This is a genomic window from Pararhizobium sp. LjRoot255 (genome assembly GCF_964252905.1).
GTDB lineage: Bacteria > Pseudomonadota > Alphaproteobacteria > Rhizobiales > Rhizobiaceae > Pararhizobium.
In genome coordinates this window covers 1,302,539-1,324,826 of sequence record NZ_CAXUPQ020000001.1, presented here as the reverse complement: position 1 = coordinate 1,324,826, position 22,288 = coordinate 1,302,539, and the positions used below count along the sequence as shown (strand labels likewise).

20 protein-coding genes are annotated in these 22,288 nt (G+C 62.8%); 4 read left to right on the top strand and 16 right to left on the bottom strand.

The genetic code is table 11. The features are described 5' to 3' along the window. Positions 1–71: 71 nt before the first annotated feature. A complete protein-coding gene (locus ACSQ2W_RS06595; protein ID WP_436085538.1) occupies positions 72–1,952 on the bottom strand; it encodes a hypothetical protein in 1,881 nt (626 codons plus the stop codon). A 369-nt stretch (positions 1,953–2,321) separates the two neighbouring features. On the opposite strand from ACSQ2W_RS06595, the gene ACSQ2W_RS06590 reads away from it, so the two are divergent. Beyond that, complete coding sequence (locus ACSQ2W_RS06590; protein WP_436085537.1) at positions 2,322–3,704, top strand: nicotinate phosphoribosyltransferase; 1,383 nt, start codon at positions 2,322–2,324, stop codon at positions 3,702–3,704. A gap of 60 nt (positions 3,705–3,764) precedes the next feature. Next, positions 3,765–4,097 carry a DUF6665 family protein gene (locus ACSQ2W_RS06585; RefSeq protein WP_436085536.1) on the top strand — a complete coding sequence of 111 codons (333 nt, stop codon included), beginning with the start codon at positions 3,765–3,767 and terminating at the stop codon, positions 4,095–4,097. Positions 4,098–4,153: 56 nt separating this feature from the next. Here ACSQ2W_RS06585 and ACSQ2W_RS06580 read toward each other — a convergent pair whose 3' ends face one another. After that, complete coding sequence (locus ACSQ2W_RS06580; protein ID WP_436085535.1) at positions 4,154–5,086, bottom strand: DUF817 domain-containing protein; 933 nt, start codon at positions 5,084–5,086, stop codon at positions 4,154–4,156. Next, positions 5,086–5,712, bottom strand: coding sequence for a ribonuclease D (locus tag ACSQ2W_RS06575; protein ID WP_436079392.1), 627 nt, complete (start codon positions 5,710–5,712; stop codon positions 5,086–5,088). The genes ACSQ2W_RS06580 and ACSQ2W_RS06575 overlap by 1 nt, the downstream gene beginning before the upstream one ends. Before the next feature lie 141 nt (positions 5,713–5,853). On the opposite strand from ACSQ2W_RS06575, the gene ACSQ2W_RS06570 reads away from it, so the two are divergent. Then, positions 5,854–6,159 (top strand): hypothetical protein, encoded by a 306-nt coding sequence (locus ACSQ2W_RS06570; protein ID WP_436085534.1) that lies wholly within the window; start codon positions 5,854–5,856, stop codon positions 6,157–6,159. 93 nt (positions 6,160–6,252) lie between these two features. Then, the gene (locus ACSQ2W_RS06565) at positions 6,253–7,284 is read left to right on the top strand and encodes a hydroxyacid dehydrogenase (RefSeq protein ID WP_436085533.1); all 1,032 of its coding nucleotides are present in this window, start codon (positions 6,253–6,255) and stop codon (positions 7,282–7,284) included. A 370-nt stretch (positions 7,285–7,654) separates the two neighbouring features. On the opposite strand, the gene ACSQ2W_RS06560 is transcribed toward ACSQ2W_RS06565, so the two are convergent. The 13 genes from ACSQ2W_RS06560 to ACSQ2W_RS06500 form a co-directional block, all read right to left on the bottom strand. Further along, positions 7,655–7,867 carry a hypothetical protein gene (locus ACSQ2W_RS06560; protein ID WP_436085532.1) on the bottom strand — a complete coding sequence of 71 codons (213 nt, stop codon included), beginning with the start codon at positions 7,865–7,867 and terminating at the stop codon, positions 7,655–7,657. Positions 7,868–8,034: 167 nt separating this feature from the next. Continuing rightward, positions 8,035–8,223 (bottom strand): hypothetical protein, encoded by a 189-nt coding sequence (locus ACSQ2W_RS06555; RefSeq protein ID WP_436085531.1) that lies wholly within the window; start codon positions 8,221–8,223, stop codon positions 8,035–8,037. A 167-nt stretch (positions 8,224–8,390) separates the two neighbouring features. Further along, positions 8,391–10,532: a methylmalonyl-CoA mutase gene (scpA, locus tag ACSQ2W_RS06550; RefSeq protein WP_436085530.1), complete on the bottom strand. Its 2,142-nt coding sequence runs from the start codon at positions 10,530–10,532 to the stop codon at positions 8,391–8,393. A 738-nt stretch (positions 10,533–11,270) separates the two neighbouring features. After that, positions 11,271–13,274, bottom strand: coding sequence for an acetyl-CoA carboxylase biotin carboxylase subunit (locus tag ACSQ2W_RS06545; RefSeq protein ID WP_436085529.1), 2,004 nt, complete (start codon positions 13,272–13,274; stop codon positions 11,271–11,273). A 4-nt stretch (positions 13,275–13,278) separates the two neighbouring features. After that, positions 13,279–13,656 (bottom strand): hypothetical protein, encoded by a 378-nt coding sequence (locus ACSQ2W_RS06540; protein ID WP_436079385.1) that lies wholly within the window; start codon positions 13,654–13,656, stop codon positions 13,279–13,281. A gap of 10 nt (positions 13,657–13,666) precedes the next feature. Further along, on the bottom strand, positions 13,667–14,578 hold the full coding sequence (gene yghU, locus ACSQ2W_RS06535) for a glutathione-dependent disulfide-bond oxidoreductase (RefSeq protein ID WP_436085528.1): 912 nt from the start codon (positions 14,576–14,578) through the stop codon (positions 13,667–13,669). Between the two features lie 85 nt (positions 14,579–14,663). Beyond that, the gene (locus ACSQ2W_RS06530; protein WP_436085527.1) at positions 14,664–16,196 is read right to left on the bottom strand and encodes an acyl-CoA carboxylase subunit beta; all 1,533 of its coding nucleotides are present in this window, start codon (positions 16,194–16,196) and stop codon (positions 14,664–14,666) included. Between the two features lie 29 nt (positions 16,197–16,225). Then, complete coding sequence (locus ACSQ2W_RS06525) at positions 16,226–16,462, bottom strand: hypothetical protein (protein WP_436085526.1); 237 nt, start codon at positions 16,460–16,462, stop codon at positions 16,226–16,228. Next, on the bottom strand, positions 16,462–17,574 hold the full coding sequence (locus tag ACSQ2W_RS06520; protein WP_436085525.1) for an ABC transporter permease: 1,113 nt from the start codon (positions 17,572–17,574) through the stop codon (positions 16,462–16,464). Before ACSQ2W_RS06520 ends, ACSQ2W_RS06525 begins: the two co-directional genes overlap by 1 nt. Continuing rightward, positions 17,574–18,707 (bottom strand): ABC transporter permease, encoded by a 1,134-nt coding sequence (locus tag ACSQ2W_RS06515; protein WP_436085524.1) that lies wholly within the window; start codon positions 18,705–18,707, stop codon positions 17,574–17,576. Before ACSQ2W_RS06515 ends, ACSQ2W_RS06520 begins: the two co-directional genes overlap by 1 nt. Continuing rightward, positions 18,704–20,446, bottom strand: a complete 1,743-nt coding sequence (locus ACSQ2W_RS06510; protein ID WP_436085523.1) for an ATP-binding cassette domain-containing protein — start codon at positions 20,444–20,446, stop codon at positions 18,704–18,706. Before ACSQ2W_RS06510 ends, ACSQ2W_RS06515 begins: the two co-directional genes overlap by 4 nt. Next, positions 20,443–21,450, bottom strand: a complete 1,008-nt coding sequence (gene hlyD, locus ACSQ2W_RS06505; protein WP_436085522.1) for a secretion protein HlyD — start codon at positions 21,448–21,450, stop codon at positions 20,443–20,445. The genes ACSQ2W_RS06510 and hlyD overlap by 4 nt, the downstream gene beginning before the upstream one ends. Continuing rightward, complete coding sequence (locus ACSQ2W_RS06500) at positions 21,447–22,148, bottom strand: CerR family C-terminal domain-containing protein (RefSeq protein ID WP_436085521.1); 702 nt, start codon at positions 22,146–22,148, stop codon at positions 21,447–21,449. The genes hlyD and ACSQ2W_RS06500 overlap by 4 nt, the downstream gene beginning before the upstream one ends. Positions 22,149–22,288 lie beyond the last annotated feature (140 nt).

Below are 22,288 nucleotides of genomic sequence, written 5' to 3'. Positions count from 1 at the left end.
AATAAAGAAGCCCGCGGGACGCGATTTCCGCGGGCTTTTTCGTGTCCTGGTCTGCGGCGCCGGCTGTTCAGTTAGCCGAGCCCGCCCATGCGTTTGTAGACATCGTAGGCATCGGCGGTTGCCGTTTCGTCCTCTTCTCCAGCAACCTCGTGTCCCGCGGCGTGATACTCGTTTTCTTGCCCCTGATCATCGCTTTCTCCGCGCTCATCCCGCTGCTCGTCCTCGGCAAAGGACGGTTGTTCCTCTTCTTCCTTGACGCTCCGCGTCTCCACCGCTTTTGCCGGCAAATAGGGGATCATCGCGAAGGGGATGGCATCTCGTGCAATGCCCGTCTCCGGCGGCCGGGGTATCTGGGCCTCGCGTCCGCCTTCATCCAGAGCAGAAGGATGGGTCAGCCGGCTCGGCGCCTTCTCCTCCGGAGTATCGAGGAGCGCGCTCCAGGTGTCGGCTGCAGGTTCGGGTTGCTCGGCGAAGCCACCGGTGGTCAGCGCCGTATCCGGCGGCGGCTCGATATCGTCCGCCGTCTGAAGTTCTGCAAACAGAGCTTCGGCGCCCATATCGACCGTCTCGCCTGCCAGCGCGGCAAAAAGCGTTTGCGGCGCCGTGTCTGTTGATCCTTCCGGCATTGGCAGGCTGGCCTCGACCAGCGTCTTCAGTGTGTCAACAAGCATCTTTTCGGGATGCGATGTCTCGGCTTCGAATGCAGCGGATTGCGCCTCGGCCGCCGGCGCAAAGGCGCGCTCCTCCTGTTCTGTGTGCAGGTCCCGTTCTCCGAGATCGTCGCCCTTGAAACCTTCGACCTCGCCGCGATGCGGCTGCATGTCGGCGGACTGGATGGTTTCCGTCCCGACGTCCGGTTCGGCGGCGGTCGCTGGCAGGAGATCGGCTGCCGCCGACGCGGCCTGCCGCGAAGCGGAGCCGGTCTCGGAGGACGCGGTGTTCTCGCCTGTTGCCGTGCCTGATGTGGGCTCCTGCGCGCCTTCCGCAGCAAGGGATTCGGCTTGGATCGGCCGTTCCGGTGTTTCGATCTGCCCCGTTTGCTCTGAGAGATCGAATCCGAATTCCTGCTCCAGATCGGCTTTTGTCTGGCTATCGATGTCGCCCGTGGCAATGGCGGCCACCAGCGACAGAGCCTCCGAATCTGCGGCGAGAAAGGCTGCGGCGGCCCGCAGCAAGGGGATCGTCTCGGAATTCGCCTTGGCTAGGCGCTGCGCGCCTGCAACAGCTGTGTCGCTGCCGCGCGGTGTTTGCGATTTTGCCGTTTGGTCCTCGCTTTCGCCCTCCTCCGCAACAACGGCCGGCGCCGCGGTCTCTCCTTCGTCACCAAAGGCCTTCTTCAGGGCCGCCTGCAGCAGGCCGGGATCGATCACCGTCGCCGGTGCCGCAGACTGCGGCTGCGCCGCCGGCAGCGCTGTCGGGCGACCTGTCCCGGTTCCCGGTGGCACGGTCCCTGTCGCAGCCGGCCGTCCCTCCGGCTGGCCGGTCGCCGGCCGCGCGACCGTTGCCGGGGTGAAAAACGTTTCCAGCAGACGCGGCGCGTCGATGATCGAGGGCCCCTTCAGCGCTTCCGCGAGAATCCGGATCGATATGGCCAGATTGCGCTGCCCCAGTTGCTTTTCCAGCGCCAGCCGCGCGGCTGGCGGCAGTGTCTCCAGAAAAACTGCAAGCCGCTTGGTAAAGTCACGCACGGTTTCCTGCGGCAGCGGCGGAAATTTCAGGACTTTTGCCAGCGTGTCCAGCAACCGGATCAATGCTTCCTTCGGCAGCGGTTCGCTGCCGACGAGGTGGCGGTTCAGCGTCTCGAGAACCTTGAGGACGGCTTCCGACTGGCTTCCCGAAATCCTCACTGGCTCTGCCTGCGTGCGCTGTTCCCTCGGCATCACGGCCTCCACCGCGGCTGCCGTTTGGGCGGGCGCGGCAGATGTCTTGACTGTGAGAATGGGCGTCAGCATCGCAATCTCCGTCAGGTTCGATTGTGGCCAAAGGGATCGTGTCTGTTGGTCGCCCATCGGCCATCGAGCCGGATGAGACCAAGCGGATATCGAAGGAAAAGGGCGCTTCATGCGCATGCCCGACGGCTCGTTCACGGCCATACTAGACTGCGGCGGCTGCTGCGGAACCACGAATGGCCGAGTATTTCAGGATTGATGGTAGGGCAGAATGATTGACAGAATATTAACCATCCTAGTCGGGGCGAGGAGAATTCAGCCGGAGCACGCGGCCGCCTTTGCCCTTGCTGCCGTTTGCCCGGTCGCGTACATCTTTGCCGCCGCCCGCCGTGATCGCGCGGCGGACTTGGAATTGCTTGAGGGGGGAATGCGATGAATCCGGCCAATCTGATCCTCAACACCGATAGCTACAAGTTCAGCCACTTCCTGCAATATCCACCCGGCACAAGCGCAATCTGCGCCTACATCGAAACGCGCGGCCATCAGGATCAGGCCGATGTCCTGTTCTTCGGCCTGCAGATGTTCTTGAAGGAATATCTCGGCAAGCCGGTGACCGGGGCCGACATCGACGAAGCCGAGGCGATCGTGACGGCACACGGCCTGCCGTTCCATCGCGCCGGCTGGAGGCGCATCGTCGAACAGTTCGGCGGTTATCTGCCGCTGGAGATCCAGGCCCTGCCGGAAGGTACGGTCATTCGCCGCGGCGTACCGATGGTGCAGGTGGTCAATACCGATCCGCAATCCTTCTGGCTGCCCTCCTATATCGAGACCGCGCTGTTGCGCGCCGTCTGGTACCCGTCCTCCGTCGCCAGCAATGCCCGCAAGGTCAAGCAGATCATCCGCCCGATGCTCGAAAAGACCTGTGACGATCCGCAAGCTGTTCTGCCCTTTCGCCTGCACGATTTTGGCGCCCGCGGCGTCGGCGCCTTTGAGCAGGCGGGCATCGGCGGCGCCGCCCATCTCGTCAACTTCATGGGGACCGATACCGTGACCGGCGTGCTCTATGCCCGGCGGTATTACGGCGCCGAGATGGCCGGTTTCTCCATCCCGGCCTCCGAACATTCGACGATGACCGCCTGGGGCGTTGAGCGCGAAGCGGACGCCTATGCCAACATGATCGACCGCTTCGCCGGTGGCGGCATGTTCGCGGTTGTCTCCGACAGCTATGATATCAATCATGCGGTCTCTGAAATCTGGGGCAGGCAGCTGCGCGAGAAGGTCAAGGCCAGCGGCGGCACGCTGGTCATCCGGCCCGACAGCGGCGATCCCATTGAAACGCCGGTCCATGCCGTCAAGCAGCTGGATTATCATTTCGGATCGACGCTGAATGCCAAGGGCTACAAGGTGCTCGACAAGTCCGTGCGCGTGATCCAGGGCGACGGTGTCTCCAACGCCGATATCGGTCAGATCCTCCGACGGCTGGAAGCCTTTGGTTTCTCGGCTGAAAACATCGCCTTCGGCATGGGCGGCGGTCTGCTGCAGAAGGTCAATCGCGACACCTATTCCTTCGCCATGAAGACCAATGCGCGGCGGGACGATACCGGCAAATGGCATGATGTCTTCAAGCGCCCGGCGACCATGAATGTCAAAGCCTCCAAGGCCGGCCGCCAGGCCGTCGTCAGCGGTCTCGGCGGGCTGGAAGCGGTACGCCTCGATGAGCTCAAGGACCGCCGCAACCATCTGGAGCCGGTGTGGAAGGATGGCGAGCTTCTGCGCGACCGGAGCTTTGCGGAAATTCGCGAGCGCGCCAAATAGACGCTTGCACCGTCGGCGTTCTCGTCCCATCTTTGCCCTGGTTCATATGGGAGCCTTGAGATGACGGTCCGCCCGCCCCAGTCCCTGTCGCCGTCCTTCACGAGAGATTCCGGCCTCAATCTCCTGGAATACGAGCTGATGTCCGAACGGGCGGATGCGCTCGGGCGGCACGGTTTGAAGGTGGAAAAGGCGATCGCGGCGCTAAGCGTGCTTGCCGATGCGGCAACGAAGCCGGAGCGGCGCGAGCAATTGTTGAACGATGCCGCCGATGCCGTCTGGGCCTTCTTCATCCAGCGGGAGATCTGCGGCTTGCGCTCGAACCGGGATGCGGTCCTGCGCTACGGCATCCCGAAGGAAGTGATGGCGCGGCTCGGCATCATCCGCAAGGCCTGATCAGGCGACTGCAAATTCTGCAGCAGATCAAAGCGTCATAGTGACCTTAGCGCGGCTTAGAGGACGCGCGGCGCCAGAGAGTCCTCCTTCGCCAGCAACGCGGGGGACGCCGTCCTCATCGGCCGTTTTGCGGTGATTTTCCAGCCATCCGGCAGCTTCGGTTTGCACACGATCGTGACCAGCACGAAGCTGACATAAAGCAGCAGATACCACGACCCCATCTTTTGCAGCGATACCATGTGCCATTCGCTTTGCCCTGGATAAAGCCAGATACCCGTTGCCGTTCCGATGTTCTCGGCAATCCAGAGAAAGATGCTGGTGAGAAATGCGGCCAGCACCAGCGGCATCCAGCGGGCCTTGCGCTCTATGGTAAAATAGACGCGTACCCGGCCGAAAAGGAGAAGGATGGCGACAAAAAGCCCGATGCGCAGGTCGGCGATATAATGATGGCTGTAGAAATTGATGTAGATCGCCGCCGCCAGAAGGGCCGTGAGCGCGAACGGCGGGTAGTGCGTGAAGCGCATGTCGAAAATGCGAATGGCGCGCGCCATGTAGCTGCCGACGGAAGCATACATGAAGCCCGAGAAAAGCGGCACACCGGATATCTGGAAGATCGCGTCCCCCGGGTAGGTCCACGATCCCATCTTCACCTTGAAGATCTCCATGCAGGTGCCGGTGACATGGTAGATCAAGATGACCTTCGCCTCGTCCCAGCTCTCCATCCTCAGCCGGAGAAAGAGGATCTGTATCGCCAGCGCCATGAGAAAGAGCGCATCATAGCGGTTCAAGACCCACTCAGAGCCCCAGACGAGCTTGGTAGCGATGATCAAAAACAGGACGAGCGCGCCGAAAAGGCATGACCATGCCTGTTTCAAGCCGAAGAGAATGAACTCGGCATGGCCCGGCGACAAGCGTTGAAGCTGCCGCCGGATTGCAAGCCGCAGGGGTTCGAGAACCGGCCCGGTGGCGTGGCCTTCGATTGGCGACATCAGCTATGCGCGAAAATGTCGGTTTCTTCCCAGCCGAGCAGGTCGAGCTTGGCGCGCGTCGGCAGGAAGGCGAAACAGGCGTCGGCATGATCGATCCGGCCGTCGCGGATCAGCCGTGCCGTCAGCTTGTCGCGCAGCGCATGCAGGTGCAGCACGTCGGAGGCGGCATATTCCAGTTGCGCCGGCGTCAGCGTCTCGGCCGCCCAGTCGGAAGACTGCTGCTGCTTGGAAATATCGACGTCGAGCAGTTCCTTCAGGTTGTCCTTCAGGCCGTGACGGTCCGTATAGGTCCGCGTCAGACGCGAGGCGATCTTGGTGCAGAACACCGGCGTCGTCGTCACCCCGAAGGTGTGGAACAGCACGGCGATGTCGAAGCGGCCGAAATGGAAGATCTTCTGGCGGGCTGGGTCTTCCAGCATGGCGACGAGGTTGGGCGCCTCTTTCTGACCCTTGGCGATCTGGATCACGTCGGCGGTGCCATCGCCCGGCGAGAGCTGGACGAGGCAGAGCCGGTCCCGGCGCGGAATGAGGCCGAGCGTTTCGGTGTCGATGGCGATCGCGCCTTTGTAGCGGGCGGCGTCTTCCGCGGAGATGTCGCCTTCGTGAAACCGTATTGTATTTGCCATGGAAATCCCCACATCAGCCGGACAGGGTGTCGCGCTTCGTTCAAGTCGTTGGGCTATAGCGCAACTTCGCTGCTAACGAAACGTCTCCTTACGCGGAAACACTTCGGATTTCCGGCTGCCGGATCAAAATGTGAGAAGCTTATGAAGGTGCTCCGGACCGTCAGCCTGACCTTCTTCCTGTCATCGTGGTCGTTTGGGTCGATGGCCTCGGCCGATCCTTTGTGGCAGCCTGTGCAGGCCTATACCGATCTTCCGGGCGTCAAGTCGCCGGATGCCGTGGAGCGGGAAAACGCCGTGATATGCAAGCAGGTTCTGGTGCGGCGCGATCCTGGTCTCAATTCAGGCTATGCGACCACCAATTTCTGCCGCCGCGGCAACGGACCGGTCTTCCAGTCCGGTCGGCTGCCGCCCTCGATCATACGGCAGTTGCGCGGCTTCAATTACTGACAACGCGGCCGCTTGCAAATCGTCGGGGCATCAATACAACTTGCCGCATCGAGGCGTGCCGGTTTTTCCGCTGCCGGCCTGGGAGACGACATCATGCCTGAACCACAGCGGCCGCTGGTCATTTGCGCGCCGGAGCCGCGCACGCTCAACTTGATCTTCACGCCGCAAGCACGGGAACAGCTCGAGGCGAAATACCGGATCGTCGAGGCCGATCCGGCGGATATCGCCGGGTTGGGTGACGCGATTCTCGGCGAAGCCCGTTATATTATTGGCCAGCCGCCGCTCAGTGCCGAAACCCTTGCCCGCATGCCTGGGCTGCACTGCATCCTCAATGTCGAAAGCAACCTGATCAACAACATGCCCTACGAGGTGCTGTTCGCCCGCGGCATTCATGTGGTCACGACCGGCCAGGTCTTTGCCGAGCCGGTTGCGGAACTCGGGCTTGCCATGGCGCTGAACATCGCCCGCGGCATTGTCGATGCGGATGTCGATTTCCGCGAGGGCCGGGAACTCTGGGGCGGCGAGGGCAATACCCGAGCGCGGCTTCTCTCCGGCGCCGACGTCGGCATCATCGGCTTCGGCGATCTCGGCAAGGTGCTGAACCGGGTCCTTTCCGGCTTCCGCACGAAGAACCGTGTTTACGATCCGTGGATGCCGGCCTCGATCCTGATCGATCATGGCGTCAAGCCGTCGAGCCTCCAGGAGGTGCTGACCGAAAGCGACTTCATTTTCGTCGTTGCGGCCGTCACCAGCGAGAACCGGCATTTCCTCGGTGCCGATGCCTTTGCCAGCATGCGGCCGGGCGCCGCCTTCATCCTGCTCAGCCGTGCCGATGTGGTGGATTTCGATGCGCTGATGGTGGCGGTCGCAAGCAGCCATATCGTTGCGGCAAGCGACGTCTTTCCGCAGGAGCCGCTGCCGCTCGACCATCCCGTTCGAAACCTCAAGGGTTTCCTGCGTTCCGCCCACCGGGCCGGCGCGCTCGACAGCGCCTTCAAGAAAATGGGCGATATGGTGCTGGAGGACATGGACCTGATGGACCGCAATCTGCCGCCGATGCGCTGCAAGCGGGCGGAGCGCGAGACGGTGTCGCGCATGCGCTCCAAACCCGTCACCGTCAACTGACGTCCGCCGCCAGCGAAAGCTGCCAGTCATAGAATTCAACCGGACTCTTCAAAAAACAGACAGCGCCGCTGTCCTGCGAGGGAAGAGTCTACAGCGGTTGGATAAGGCGGGGAAATTTGCGGTGGCAAGTCGCCAGGAACACGGCGCTGCTGACTGCGCTGCGAACTGGTGCATGTCTGACGGCTCTTGCAGCGCCGCGCGTCATATGGCGACACAGTAAACGGCGCGTGTGGCCCCTCATCCGGCCTGCCGGCCACCTTCTCCCCGTCAACGGGGAGAAGGGACAAGCGGCGACCTCCGTTGTCCCCTCGCCCCGCTTGCGGGGAGAGGGCTAGGGTGAGGGGCAAAGCGAAGGAGCATTGCAGAGCCGTCAGACGCACTCGCCGGCGATCCGGCGCATCGCTTCGAGAATGGAGCCCTTGGTGGCGTGGCCGGTCTTGTAGAGGCCGAGCATCACGGTGGCGGCGTCGCGGCCATCGGCGCTGTCGAGCCGCGTGCGTGTTTCCTTGCACCATTCTTCGAGCGCGCCGCAGACCACTTCGATTTCACTCTGGTTCAAGGCCATGTCCGACAGAAACGACATTGCTTCACCCCATCGTACGAAACACACCCGGCGTTCGAAAACACACCCGGTTCGAACCGGCAGTGTACTGCCGTGAGACGTGGTGACAATTCTCAAATTTAAGGGGTTGCGGCCCGGCGGTCGAACCAGGATTACCGTGTCAAACTAGAGCCGAACGGTCGTTCAGGTCATTCCGCCGCCACAGCGGATGCCTCGAGCAGCGAAGCGGCGATCGCCATAGCCAGGAGCTTGCCCTTGGCCCGGATCGTATTGCTGTCAAAGTCGCGCGCCGAGAGAGCGAGGTCCATGCCCTCGCGCATCAGAATTTGTTGCGCCCTGTCAACTGCCCAGTTTTCGACCTCGTCGCGCTTCCGCATTGCGCTTGCCCCCAAGCTAAATCATTTAGCGTTGCCGTCCAGCTCCCAATCCGGCCTGAACGCAGGCACATGCGGCGAATCACCTGAGCACGTGAACAGAATGCGACATTTCCCGTAAATCGGAAGCACAACTTTTCGGCGATGATTATTTGGGGTATCCGGTCGCCTCAGGCGTTGCGCAGCCTGCCTTCCAGGAGATCGAGCACGGCGCGGCCTGCCTCCATGACATTGGTTCCCGGCCCGAAGACGGCGGCGACGCCGTGGTCCATCAGGAACTGGTAATCCTGGCGTGGCACGACGCCGCCGCAGATGACGATGATGTCGCCGCCGCCCTTGGCTTTCAGCGTCTCGATCAGTTGCGGCAAAAGCGTCTTGTGGCCGGCGGCAAGCGACGAAACCCCGACGACGTGGACGTTTGCCGCAAGCGCCATGTCCGCGGCCTCCTCCGGCGTCTGGAACAGCGGACCGGCGAGCACATCGAAGCCGATATCGCCGAAGGCTGATGCGATGATCTTGGCACCGCGGTCATGACCGTCCTGGCCGAGCTTGGCGACCATGATCTTCGGCTTGCGGCCGATCGACTTGGCGACCGTCGAAAGCCGAGCTGAGAGCGTCACCAGTTCCGGCTCGTCCTTGTAGGCATCACCATAGATGTCGGTGACGACCTCGGGTACGGCGGAATGATCGCCGAAGACAGCGCGCATGGCGTCCGAGATTTCGCCGACGGTGGCGCGGGCGCGGACGGCTTCGACCGCGGCTTCGAGGATGTTGCCTTCGCCGCTGCGGGCGACCTCCGACAGGGCCGTGAGTGCTGCGGTGACCTCAGCCGTATCGCGGCGGCGCTTCGTTTCCTCGATGCGCTTGATCTGGGCGGTGCGCACGGCGGCATTGTCGATGTCGAGGATGTCATGGTTATCCTCGGTTTCCAGCCGATACTTGTTGACGCCGACGATGACCTCCTCGCCCTTGTCGACGGCAGCCTGGCGGCGGGTCGCCGCCTCCTCGATCAGCCGTTTCGGCAGGCCTTCGGCCACGGCCCTGGTCATGCCGCCGAGCGCCTCGACTTCTTCCATCAGCGCCCAGGCCTTTTCCGCCAGATCCGCCGTCAGGCTTTCGACATAGTAGGAGCCGGCGAGCGGATCGACGACCTTTGTGACGCCGGTTTCGTGCTGGAGGATGAGCTGGGTGTTGCGGGCGATGCGGGAGGAAAAATCCGTCGGCAGGGCGATTGCCTCGTCGAAAGAATTGGTGTGCAGCGACTGCGTGCCGCCAAGCACGGCCGACATTGCCTCGAAGGCGGTGCGGATGATGTTGTTGTAGGGATCCTGTTCCTGCAGCGAGACGCCCGACGTCTGGCAATGGGTTCTCAGCATCAGCGAGGATTGCTTCTTCGGCGCGAAGCCCTCCATGATACGCGTCCAGAGCAGGCGGGCGGCGCGGAGCTTGGCTGCCTCCATGAAGAAGTTCATGCCGATGGCGAAGAAGAAGGAGAGGCGGCCGGCGAAATCATCGACATTCAGGCCTTTGGCGAGGGCGGCGCGGACATATTCGCGGCCGTCGGCGAGCGTGAAGGCAAGCTCCTGCACCAGTGTCGCGCCGGCTTCCTGCATGTGATAGCCGGAGATCGAGATGGAGTTGAACTTCGGCATTTCACGCGCCGTATAATCGATGATGTCGGCGACGATCCGCATGGAAGGCTCCGGCGGATAGATATAGGTGTTGCGGACCATGAACTCCTTGAGGATGTCGTTCTGGATGGTGCCCGAAAGCTGATCGCGCGGCACGCCCTGCTCCTCGCCGGCGACGATGAAGGAGGCGAGGATCGGGATGACGGCGCCGTTCATGGTCATCGAGACGGAGATCTTTTCGAGCGGAATGCCGTCGAACAGGATCTTCATGTCCTCGACCGAATCGATCGCCACGCCCGCCTTGCCGACATCGCCGACGACGCGCGGATGGTCCGAATCATAGCCGCGATGGGTGGCGAGATCGAAGGCGACGGAGACGCCCTGCTGGCCGCTCGCGAGCGCCTTGCGGTAGAAGGCATTCGAGGCCTCGGCGGTGGAGAAGCCGGCATATTGGCGGATCGTCCAGGGGCGACCTGCATACATGGTGGCGCGCGGGCCGCGGGTAAACGGCGCAAAGCCCGGCAGCGAGCCGAGATGATCGGCGCCTTCGAGATCGGCCTCGGTGTAGAGCGGCTTGACGGCGATGCCCTCGGGCGTCTGCCAGGTGAGCGCCTCGAGCGAGGATTTCACTTCGCGTTCGGCGAGGGTGGCCCAGTCGTTGAGGGTTTTCTTATCGGGCATGGGAAAGGCTCCTTGCGTCGGTCGGACGTCCACCCTCCCCTTGAGGGGGAGGGTCGGCACGGAGTGCCGGGGTGGGGTGATTTTTTGCGCCAAACAACGGGTCACCCCCACCCGCCGCTTTGCGGCGACCTCCCCCCTCAAGGGGGAGGTAAGGCACCGCCTCAATCGCCTGCATCCACGCGCGGAAAACCGCCGTGGGTCTAGTGTATGCAAAGGACGGGGCGCTCAAAGCTGCCGCGTTGGATAATAAAGAAGTGACACCTTTCAGCGCCCCGTTCGGCGGTTTTTGCCCGCAACTTCGTTCCGCTACGGCCTTGTCGGCCCTCAGTGCACCGTCGGCACGCCCGCAGCAGCAACAGCCTGCGGAGGGGAACCTTTCTGCGAACCCCGGATGAAAGAGCCTGCGTCGTTCTCTCCCATCCAGCGCCGGCTCCGCCTCACTGCCACGCCTGGCAACGTATCCGATGGCGGAACGGTGGCTATCATGGCATGGATGCGCGGGGCGGGGATAAAAAGTCATTCGGTTTCTCTGATATCCTTGTTTTCTCTTATGGAGAGCGGGTGTAGCGCATCCCCTCACCAACAAAATCCAAGACCTAGCCGAAGCTAAGATCTTGATTTTGGTAGCGCGCAGAGTTTTCCGCATAATACCTCTCCCCTCTGTGGGAGAGGAAGCAATTTCAACATCTTAGCTTCGCTCAAGTGTTAGAAACTGCAGGTGAGGGAAATTAACCGGCACTACTCGAACTCCATGATCAGTTCATCCACCGCGAGGCTCGTGCCGGCGGACACGGCGACGCGCTTGACCACGCCGTGGCGTTCGGCGCGCAGGGTGTTTTCCATCTTCATTGCTTCCACGGTTGCCAGCGCCTGGCCGGCTTCGACCGTGTCGCCCGGGGCAACGGCAAGTGCGGTGACGACGCCCGGCATCGGGCAGAGCAGCTGTTTCGAGGTGTCGGGCGGCAGCTTTTTCGGCATCAGCCGGGCAAGCTCGGCAACGCGCGGGCTCATCACATGGGCGGTAACGTCCATGCCGCGCCAGCGCAGGCGGATAGCGGTGCCGGAAAGGTCGATCTTCACGCCCATGGCCGTACCCTCGACGTTGAAGGTGGCATGGCTACGGCCGGGCATCCAGTCGCCCGCGACCGCGAAAGCCGCTCCATCGGCCATCTGCACATAGGCGCCGTCGGCCGTGGCGTCGAGCGTCAGCGCGTATTCCTGTCCGCCGAAGCTGACGACCCAGTCCTTGCCGATCACCCGGCGGTGATTGCCGATCGTGCCGGAGATCTGCGCGGCGCGGCTCTGCAGGGCCTGATGGATCAGCGTGGCGACGGCCGCCAGTTTGCGGGCCGATGCCGGATCGGGTTCGACGCCGGAAAAGCCGTCCGGAAATTCCTCGGCGATGAAGGCGGTGGTCAGCCGGCCGGCGCGAAACCGGTCGTGCTGCATGACGGCGGAGAGGAAGGGCAGGTTGTGGCTGATGCCTTCGACCTCGAAATCGTCGAGGGCGGCGCTCATCGCATCGATGGCGGAGAGCCGGTCCGGCGCCCAGGTGCAGAGCTTTGCCACCATCGGGTCGTAATACATCGAGATCTCGCCGCCTTCGAAGACGCCGGTGTCGTTGCGCAAGATGGTGCCGTCGACCGTCGTTCCTTCCGCCGGCGGGCGGTAGCGGGTGAGCCGGCCGATCGAGGGCAGGAAATTGCGATAGGGGTCCTCGGCATAGAGCCGGCTTTCGATCGCCCAGCCGTTGAGGTGCACGTTCTTCTGGGAAAAGGCCAGCTTTTCGCCGCTGGCGACGCGGATCATCTGCTCGACCAGGTCGATGCCGGTAACCAGCTCCGTCACCGGATGCTCGACCTGCAGGCGGGTGTTCATTTCGAGGAAGTAGAAATTGCGCTCGCCATCGACGATAAACTCGACCGTGCCCGCCGAATGGTAACCGACCGCTTTCGCAAGGGCGACGGCCTGCTCGCCCATGGCGCGGCGGGTCTTCTCATCGAGAAAAGGCGACGGCGCTTCCTCGATGACCTTCTGGTTACGCCGCTGGATCGAGCATTCGCGCTCGCCGAGGTAAAGGACGGTGCCGTGTTTGTCGCCCAGCACCTGGATCTCGATGTGGCGCGGCTGCGTCACGAATTTCTCGATGAAGATGCGCTCGTCGCCGAACGACGACTTCGCCTCGTTCTTCGAGGCTTGGAAGCCGTCGCGCGCCTCGGCATCGTTCCAGGCGATGCGCATGCCCTTGCCGCCGCCGCCGGCCGACGCCTTGATCATCACCGGATAGCCGATTTCGCCGGCGATTTTCACCGCCTCTTCGGCATCCGCGATCAGACCCATATGGCCGGGCACGGTAGAGACGCCGGCTTCGGCCGCCAGCTTCTTCGAGGTGATCTTGTCGCCCATCGCCTGGATGGCGCTAACCGGCGGGCCGATGAAGGCGATACCCGCCTTCTCCAGCGCTTCGGCGAAGGTGGCGTTTTCCGAGAGGAAGCCGTAGCCCGGGTGCACCGCATCGGCGCCGGTCTTCTTGATTGCGTCGAGGATATTGTCGATGACGATATAGGACTGGCTGGAGGGTGCCGGCCCGATATGCACTGCCTCGTCGGCTTGTCTCACATGCAGGGCATCGGCATCCGCATCGGAATAGACAGCGACGGTGGCGATGCCGAGCTTCTTTGCGGTTCTGATGACCCGGCAGGCGATTTCGCCGCGATTGGCAATGAGGATTTTCTTGAACATGGGCTCAGACTTCCATCACGTCTTCGAACGCTTCCGGGAAGCTCCTGCGCGCGACTCTTTCGTCAATCCTCAAAAGCGCTTCATAGGACGTTGGATCGAACGGCTCCTCAGCCGGCACGACCTCGCGGCCAAACAAAAGGTTCAGCCTTCCGGCATCGAGATTGCCCCGTTCGAACGGTTCCGGTCCGAAATGGTGCCAGAGCGCATGCAGGAAGGCTGCATCCACCTTGTGTTCGATCGTGTGCGGGCGAGCGAGGCGCTGCAGGGCCTTGAGCGGCGTTACCCCCTTCTCGTTCGCTCGCCGGATGGTGAAATGATGGCCGTGGCCCGGCATGCCGGAGGGAAAGCCTCGATGCTTGGTCATGTCGGGCCGTTTGGGCATCCTTGTCTCCTCAGGCCTTGACTGTCTGGTCTTGGCTAATCTTGTCCTGCGTCTTCGTCTTGAAGTCGGAGGCATCGTGGCGTTCGTGCAGCTGCTCGGAGGGATCGCCAGAGAGGCGGTTGACCATGCGGCCGCGCTTGACCGCGGGGCGCTCCGCGATTTCAGCGGTCCAGCGCTGAACGTGTCTGTAGCTCTGAACGTCGAGGAAGATGCCGGATTGGCCATACTGCTTGCCAAGCGCCAGATTGCCGTACCAGGGCCAGATGGCGATGTCGGCGATCGAATATTCTAAGCCTGCCATGTAGCGGTTGTCGGCGAGATGCCGGTCGAGCACGTCGAGCTGGCGCTTTACTTCCATCGCAAAGCGGTCGATCGCGTATTGGATATGCATCGGCGCATAGGCATAGAAATGGCCGAAACCGCCGCCGAGATAGGGTGCTGCCCCCATCTGCCAGAACAGCCAGTTCATCGTTTCCGTGCGCGCCTTGTAGTCCTTCGGCAGGAAGGCATCGAACTTGTTGGCGAGGTAAAGCAGGATCGAGCCGCTTTCAAAGACGCGGGTCGGTTCCGGCGTGGAACGGTCCATCAGGGCCGGGATCTTCGAATTCGGATTGACGTCGATGAAGCCGGAGCCGAACTGTTCGCCATCGCCGATCCTGATCAGCCAGGCGTCGTATTCCGCGCCCTTGTGGCCGAGAGCCAAAAGCTCTTCAAGCATGATTGTCACCTTGACGCCATTCGGCGTCGCCAGCGAATAGAGCTGCAGCGGATGCTTGCCGACCGGCAGTTCCTTGTCATGGGTGGGGCCGGCGATGGGGCGGTTGATATTGGCGAACTCTCCGCCATTGGCCTTGTCCCAGGTCCAGACCCTGGGAACTTCGTAACCGGCAGGAAAATTATCGGCGGGGGATTTTTCGGTCATGAACTGTCCTTGGTAATTGACACATGCGCTCAGAGGGTCAGCGCGCGTCAAGCATATGGGGCACCGGCGGCCGTATTGAAGCCCATCACAACGGGATTGTATCGTGCTTGCGCCACAGCTGCTCCTTGCGCTTGCCCCTGAGCGAGGCGAACGCCCGCGCAATCCGACGGCGCGACGAGTGCGGCATGATCACCTCGTCGATGAAGCCGCGTTCGGCGGCGACGAAGGGGTTGGCGAAGCGGGTCTCGTATTGCGCGGTGCGGGCGGCGATCTTTTCCGGGTCGTCGAGTTCGGAGCGGTAGAGGATCTCCGTGGCACCCTTCGCACCCATCACGGCGATCTCGGCGGTCGGCCAGGCATAGTTGACGTCGGCGCCGATGTGCTTGGAAGCCATGACGTCATAGGCGCCGCCATAGGCCTTGCGGGTGATCAGCGTCACCATCGGCACGGTTGCCTGGCTATAGGCGAAGAGCAGCTTGGCGCCGTGCTTGATGACGCCGCCATATTCCTGCGCCACGCCGGGCAGAAAGCCGGGCACGTCGACCAGGGTCAAAAGCGGGATCGAGAAGGCGTCGCAGAAGCGGACAAAACGGGCGGCCTTGCGCGAACTGTCGATATCGAGGCAGCCGGCCAGCACCATCGGCTGGTTGGCGACGACGCCGACTGTTTCGCCTTCCAGGCGGATGAAGCCGGTGATGATGTTCTTCGCGAAGGCTTCCTGCAGTTCGAAGAAATCACCTTCGTCGGCGATCGCATGAATCAGTTCCTTCATGTCGTAGGGCTTGGCTGACGAGTCGGGGATCAGCGTGTCGAGCCGCATTTCGATGCGGGCCGGGTCATCATGGAACGGACGCACCGGCGGTTTTTCGCGGTTGTTGAGCGGCAGGAAATCGAACAGCAGGCGCACCTGCTCCAGCGTCTCGATGTCGTTCTCATAGGCCGCATCGGCGACGGAAGACTTCCTGGTATGGGTGCCGGCGCCGCCCAGTTCTTCGGCAGTGACGATTTCGTTCGTCACGGTCTTCACCACGTCGGGACCGGTGACGAACATGTAGGAGGTGTCGCGCACCATGAAGATGAAATCGGTCATCGCCGGTGAATAGACCGCGCCGCCGGCGCAGGGCCCCATGATGACGGAGATCTGCGGGATGACGCCGGATGCTTCGGCATTGCGGCGGAAGACCTCGGCATAGCCGGCAAGCGAGGCGACGCCTTCCTGGATGCGGGCGCCGCCCGAATCGTTGAGCCCGATTACCGGCGCGCCGTTCCTGACCGCCATGTCCATGATCTTGCAGATCTTCTGCGCGTGGGTCTCCGACAGCGAGCCGCCGAGCACGGTGAAATCCTGGGAGAAGACGTAGACCTGGCGGCCGTTGATCGTGCCCCAACCGGTGACGACGCCATCGCCTGCGACCTTCTGTTCGGCCATGCCGAAATCGACGGCCCGGTGGGTGACGTACATGTCGTATTCTTCGAACGAACCTTCGTCGAGCAGCACCTCGATGCGCTCGCGCGCCGTCAGCTTGCCCTTGGCATGCTGGGCGTCGATACGCTTTTGCCCGCCGCCGAGCCGTGCTTCGGCGCGGCGTGCTTCAACGGATTCGATGATAGTGCGCATGCCCCCTCCCGACAGTCTTTGCGTCTTGCTTAGCCGGAAACGGGTTCGAAGGAAATCGCCGATATCGTTTGGAAAACTTTAGTATGAGCCACCGGCCGCTCTTGTCCCGACCGCAAGGCTGCGACCAGCCGCGCAAGGGGCGCGCTCAGATAGAGCGTTCTCAGCCTCGCTTCCCCGAACAGATCGCCGTCGAAGACAGTGAAAACAACCGCCTGCAAAACGACATGCGGGCGCATACCACAACCTTTAAGGACTTTGGCCGGCATTATTCCAGGCGCCGGCGGAACAGCCAGGCGGCAGCGCTCAAGGTGACCGCGGCGATCAGGCAGAGCGGGATCGTCTGGCGGACGACCTCGGCAAGGCCGATATCCTTGAGGAAGACGCCCTTCACTATGATCAGGAAATAGCGCAGCGGGTTGACCAGCGTTACCGGCTGCAGCCAGTCCGGCATATTCTCGATCGGCGTCGCGAAGCCGGAGAGCAGCATGGCCGGCACCATGAACAGGAACGCGCCGAGGATGGCCTGCTGCTGCGTCATCGACAAGGCCGAGATGAACAGGCCGATGCCGACCACCGACGCGAGATAGAAGATGCCGCTGCCATAGAGCAAAAGCAGCGAGCCCCTGAGCGGCAGGCCGAAGATGAAGATGGCAGCCAGGATATAGAGGGTGATGTGAAAGAGGCCGATCATCATCGGCGGCAGGAGCTTGCCGATCAGGATCTCATGCACGCGTAGCGGCGACACCATCAGCTGGTCGAAGGTGCCGAGTTCGCGCTCGCGGGCGATCGACAGGGCGGTGACGACCAGCCCGATCAACAGCGCAATGCTGGCGATCAGGTTCGGCACCATGAACCATTGATAGGTGAGGTTCGGATTGAACCAGTTGCGCGCAATGGCCGAGATGGAGCGCGCGGCCGACCGTTTGCCGGCAGGCGTGTCGGCCGCAAGTCCGCCGGCGATCTGGGTCAGGTAGCCGGAGACGATCTGCGAGGCGTTCGAGCGGCGTCCGTCGAGGATGATCTGCAGATCGACCGGGGTTCCCGCCTCGATGCCGCGGGAGAAATCCGGGCCGATCTCGACGGCTGCAATGACGTCCTGGCCGTCGATCGCCTCGCGGACCTGTTGCGGATTGACTGCGATCTCGATCTTCCGGAAGGTTGGCGAACCGTCGATGCGCTCGACCAGTTCCTGTCCCCAATGGCCTGAGTCGCGATTGAGGATCATCACGTCGACATTGCGCACCTCGAGCGTCGCCGCATAGGAGAAGACGAGGAGCTGGATGAGGGGCGGGCCGATCAGGATGGCGCGGCCCTTCGGGTCGCGCAGCACCGCCAGCAGTTCCTTGACGATCAGGGCTCGAAGCCGCGTCCACCACATCAGCCGATCCTCTTTCTGGTGCTGCGGGCGGCGAGCGCAAAGAATATCGCGCCGATCGTCAGCATGACCGCGATCGAATGCAGGAACATCGGCCAGATATCGCCCGCAAGGAACACGGTCTGCAGGCTCGGGATCAGGTAGCGCGCCGGCACGATGAAGGTGATCCACTGGATGACGGTTGGCATCGAATTGATCTCGAACAGAAAGCCCGAGAGCAGGAAAGCCGGCAGGAACGCGGTGATCAGCGCCAGCTGCGACGCGAGGAACTGGTTCTTCGTCGCCGCCGAGATCAGAAGCCCCTGGCCGAGCGCCGGGATGAGGAAGGTCGCCGACAGCGCGTAAAGCGCGACGACCGAGCCGCGGAAGGGTACGCCGAACAGGAAGACGGCGAGCAGCACGCAGAGCGTCATCGCCGCAAGGCCAAGCAGGAAATAGGGAAAGATCTTGCCGATCAGGAGCTCGACCGCCGTCACCGGCGTCGCCATCATCGCTTCCATCGTGCCGCGCTCCCATTCGCGGGCAACGACCAGCGAGGTGAGTAGCGTGCCGACCAGCGTCATGACGATGGCGATCGAGCCGGGGACGAGGAAGTACCGGCTGGTCAGTTCCGGATTGAACCAGAAGCGCTGTTCGATGGAGATCGCCGGCCCGCCCTCGGCCAGCAATGCTTGCCGCTGGCGCTCCCAGTTGGCGACGGTGCCCTGCGCGTAGTTCTGGACGAAATTCGCCGTGTTCGGCTCGGAGCCATCGACGATCACCTGGACCTGCGGCCGGTTGCCGGCGGCATAGTCCGTCGTGAAGTTAGCCGGGATGACGAGAATGCCGCGGATGCGGCCATTGACCAGATCGTCCGCGAAAACGCGCCGGTCGCGGCTGGTGGCAACGGTGAAATATCGCGAGGCTTCGAAGCTCGCGGCGAGACTCTGGGTAAGCGGCGTGGTCTCCTCCATGACGAGGCCGATGCGGGTGCGAGTGGTATCGAGCGACACGGCGTAGCCGAACAGAAAAAGCAGGATCAAAGGCAGCACGAAGGCGATCAGCGTCGTGCTCGGGTCCCGCACGGCCTGATAGCTCTCCTTGCGCACGAGAGCCGTGAAGCGCCTGATCCTGTCCGGTGTCGAGGAGGTGCTCATGCCGCTTGCCTCGTTTCGGATTCGGATTGCCGGATCAGCGCGACGAAGGCGTCCTCCATGGTCGGATCGGGCTGGTCGGCGGTAACGACGCTTGCTTTCAGTTCATCTGGCGAGCCGAGCGCGATCGAACGGCCGCGATAGATCAGCGAAATCCGGTCGCAATATTCGGCCTCCTCCATGAAATGGGTGGTGACGAGCACCGTCACGCCTTTTTCGACCAGCCCATTGATATGCGTCCAGAATTCGCGCCGGGTGATCGGGTCGACGCCGGAGGTGGGTTCGTCGAGGAAAAGCGCCCGTGGCTCGTGCATGACGGCACAGGCGAGCGCCAGCCGCTGTTTCAGGCCGAGCGGCAGGTCTTTCGACGATTGTCCGGCATGGCGGCCGAAATCGAAAATCTCGTTCATCAGGGCGATGCGGTCGCGCTTGCGCTGGCCGGACAGGCCGTAAACACCGGCGAAGAAATCGAGGTTCTGGGCAATGCTGAGGTCGCCGTAGAGCGAGAATTTCTGCGCCATGTAGCCGAGCTGGTTGCGCGCGGAGGCGGCATCGCGGCGCAGGTCGAAGCCAGCGACACGACCTTCGCCGGCCGTCGGCTTCAACAGGCCGCAGAGCATCTTGAACGTTGTGGATTTGCCGGCGCCATTCGGCCCGAGCAGGCCGAAAATCTCGCCGCGGCGGATGTCGAACGTGATGTCCTCGGCTGCGGTGAAATCGCCGAAACGTTTGGTTAGCCCCCTGGCCTCGATGACGGGGCGATCATCCTTTGCGGCCAGCGGCTGCTGGGCTTCAGCGAGTTTGGAGCGGCCGCCCGGCCCGCCGCCGAGCATGTCGACAAAGGCATCCTCGAAGCGGGGCGGGGCAGGGGAAGCCTTTGCACCGTCTCCGGCGGACAGCAATCGAGGCTCGGCCCCCTCTCCGGCGACGATCCGCAGGGCCTCGCCCTGGATGACGCCGTCGATGACGCCCTCTTCGTCCAAAAGCTTTGCCAGCACCTGCCGCTTGCGCCCGGAAACGCCGGAGACCCGGAACACCCGGTCCTTAACACGCGCGGTCATATCCGCCGGCTTGCCGGAAAACATGAGTTTTCCCTGGTTGAGCAGCAGCACGCCGTCGCAGGCTTCCGCCTCGTCGAGATAGGCGGTCGACCAGACGACGCCGATGCCTTCCTTCGTCAGGTCCTCGACCATTGTCCACAGATCGCGGCGCGAGATCGGATCGACGCCGACGCCGGGTTCGTCGAGCAGCAGCAGGCGCGGTTTCTTGAGCAGCGCGCAGGCAAGCCCCAGCTTCTGCTTCATGCCGCCGGAGAGCTTTCCGGCCAGCCGACCGGTGAAGCGCTTGAGATCGGTGAAGGTCAGGAGTTCATCGAAGGTCGCCGCCCGCTCTTGTTTCGGCAGGCCGCGCAGATCGGCATAGAGGTCGAGGTTTTCCTGTACCGACAGGTCTTCGTAGAGCCCGAAGCGCTGCGGCATGTAGCCGATCGCGGCCTGGATTGCGGCCGGGTTCCTGGCTGTGTCGAAACCAAGAACTTCGACCGTTCCGCTGTCGGGCAGCATCAGGCCGGTCATCAGGCGGATGAGCGTCGTCTTGCCGGCGCCATCGGGGCCGACAAGCCCGGTGATCTCGCCGCCGGGGATCAAGCCGGATACGGCATCGAGTGCCGGCGGAGCATCACCGAACCGCTTCGTCACGTCCGACAGCCGGACCAGTTCGGTCCTGTCCGGAGCGGCGGTCATTGCCGGGCAACCTCGCCCAAGGGAAGCCGCACGGTGACCGGCATGCCCTGACGCAGGTCGGTGCCGGGCTTGTCGATGACGATGCGCAGGCGGTAGACGAGATCGGTTCGAAGTTCTGCCGTTTCCACCGATTTCGGGGTGAACTCGGCGACCGGCGAAATGAAGCCGATTATGCCGTCATAGGCGTCGTTCGGTCGGGTATCGGAGGTCACCTTCACTTTCATGCCGGGATGGATACGGCCGAGGTCGGGCTCGGCAACATAGGTGCGCACCCAGACCGGCTCCGTCAGCGACAGGACGAAGACGGTGTCCGCCGGCGCGACGATCGCGCCTGTTTCACGCACGCGCGACAGGATGATGCCGTCGTTCGGCGCCCGCAGCTCGGTATCCTCCAGCGACGTGCGAGCCGAGGCCAGCGTCGCTTCCGCGGCCTGCAGCTGCGCCTCGGCGGCGGCGATGTCCTCGGTGCGGGTGCCTTCCTCGATCAGGTTCAGCGCCTGCCTGGCGGCTTCCGCGCGCGCCGCCGCCATCGCCTTTGCAGCCTTCGCCTGGTCGAAAGCCGACTGCGAGATCGTGCCCCGCGGACGAAGCTGCTCAGCGCGGGTGAGTTCGAGTACGGCATTCTCGAGCTCGGCGACGCTGGCATTGTAGGTGGCCCGCGTCTGCGCGATCTCGGTCGGACGCGGGCCGGCCTTCAGCTTGTCGAGCGTGGCGCGAAGGGCAGCGACATTGGCCTCTGCCGAGCGGACGGCATAGTCGTAGGGCCTTGCGTCGAGCCTGGCGAGAACCGCACCGCTCCTGATGGCATCGCCTTCATCGGCCGCGACCTCCGACAATCGGCCGTTGACGCGAAAGCCGAGGGAGACCTGGCGGATATCGACATTGCCGTAGAGCACGAAGTCCTTCCGCCCTGTGTCCTGCCAGCCGAGTTTCGCCGGTAGCTCGAACCACCATGCGGAAGCGCCGGCTATGGCAAGCAGCAGAACGACGACGATCTTTTTCATGCCGCGCCTCCTTTGACCGGCCCAAGGGCAGCGACGAGTTCGGCGGCGAGATTGCGCAAGGTCGCGACTTCGTTTGGACCGGCCGTCTCCCACTCCATCTGCGCGAGCACGGCGGCGTGCGCCATGCGGAAAACGAGGATGCTGCCGATGAAGGAAAAGGCGCGCAGCCGCACATGTTCGGATGCCGGATCCTCATTAAGGATCGTGCCGATCAGCCGGCGGGCGATCTCGATCATCGGCCGCATGATGCCCTGATAGACCCGTGTAAAGGCTTCGGTGGGCTCCATTTGCTCGCGGATGATGAAGCGCGCCCAGGATTCGGATTTCTTGCTGACGAAGAGCGCGATCATCGACTGGGCGATTTCGGTCAGGAAAGCGCGGGCCTCTTCCGGCGACATCGGTTCGCCTGCTGTGTCGAGCGCGACGATGCGGGCGCCGACGCGCTGCCGAATGTCGCCGACATGATTGCTGATCAGCTCCGTCAGATAGTCGGCGGTGGCAACATAGAGGCCTTCCTTACCCGAGAAATAATAGGGAATGGCCTGTAGGTTGACACCTGCTGCATCGGCCAGCCGCCGTGTCGAAGCGCCGTCGAAGCCATAGCGGCCGAAGACGTCGAGCGAGGCGACAAGCAGCTTTTCGCGGGTTGCATCGCGGCGTGCGGTGACGGCGTTCTGATCGGTTTCAATTTTAGTCATGGCGTAAAATATACGCTGTTGCATCAGTTCAGTCAATCGAATGAATTTGTCGCTTGCGAAACGGAGACCCCGGGGTTTGCTGTGTGAAACGTCCGACAAATCAGACAGGATGGCCGCGTCGGGAACGATGCGGCCATTTT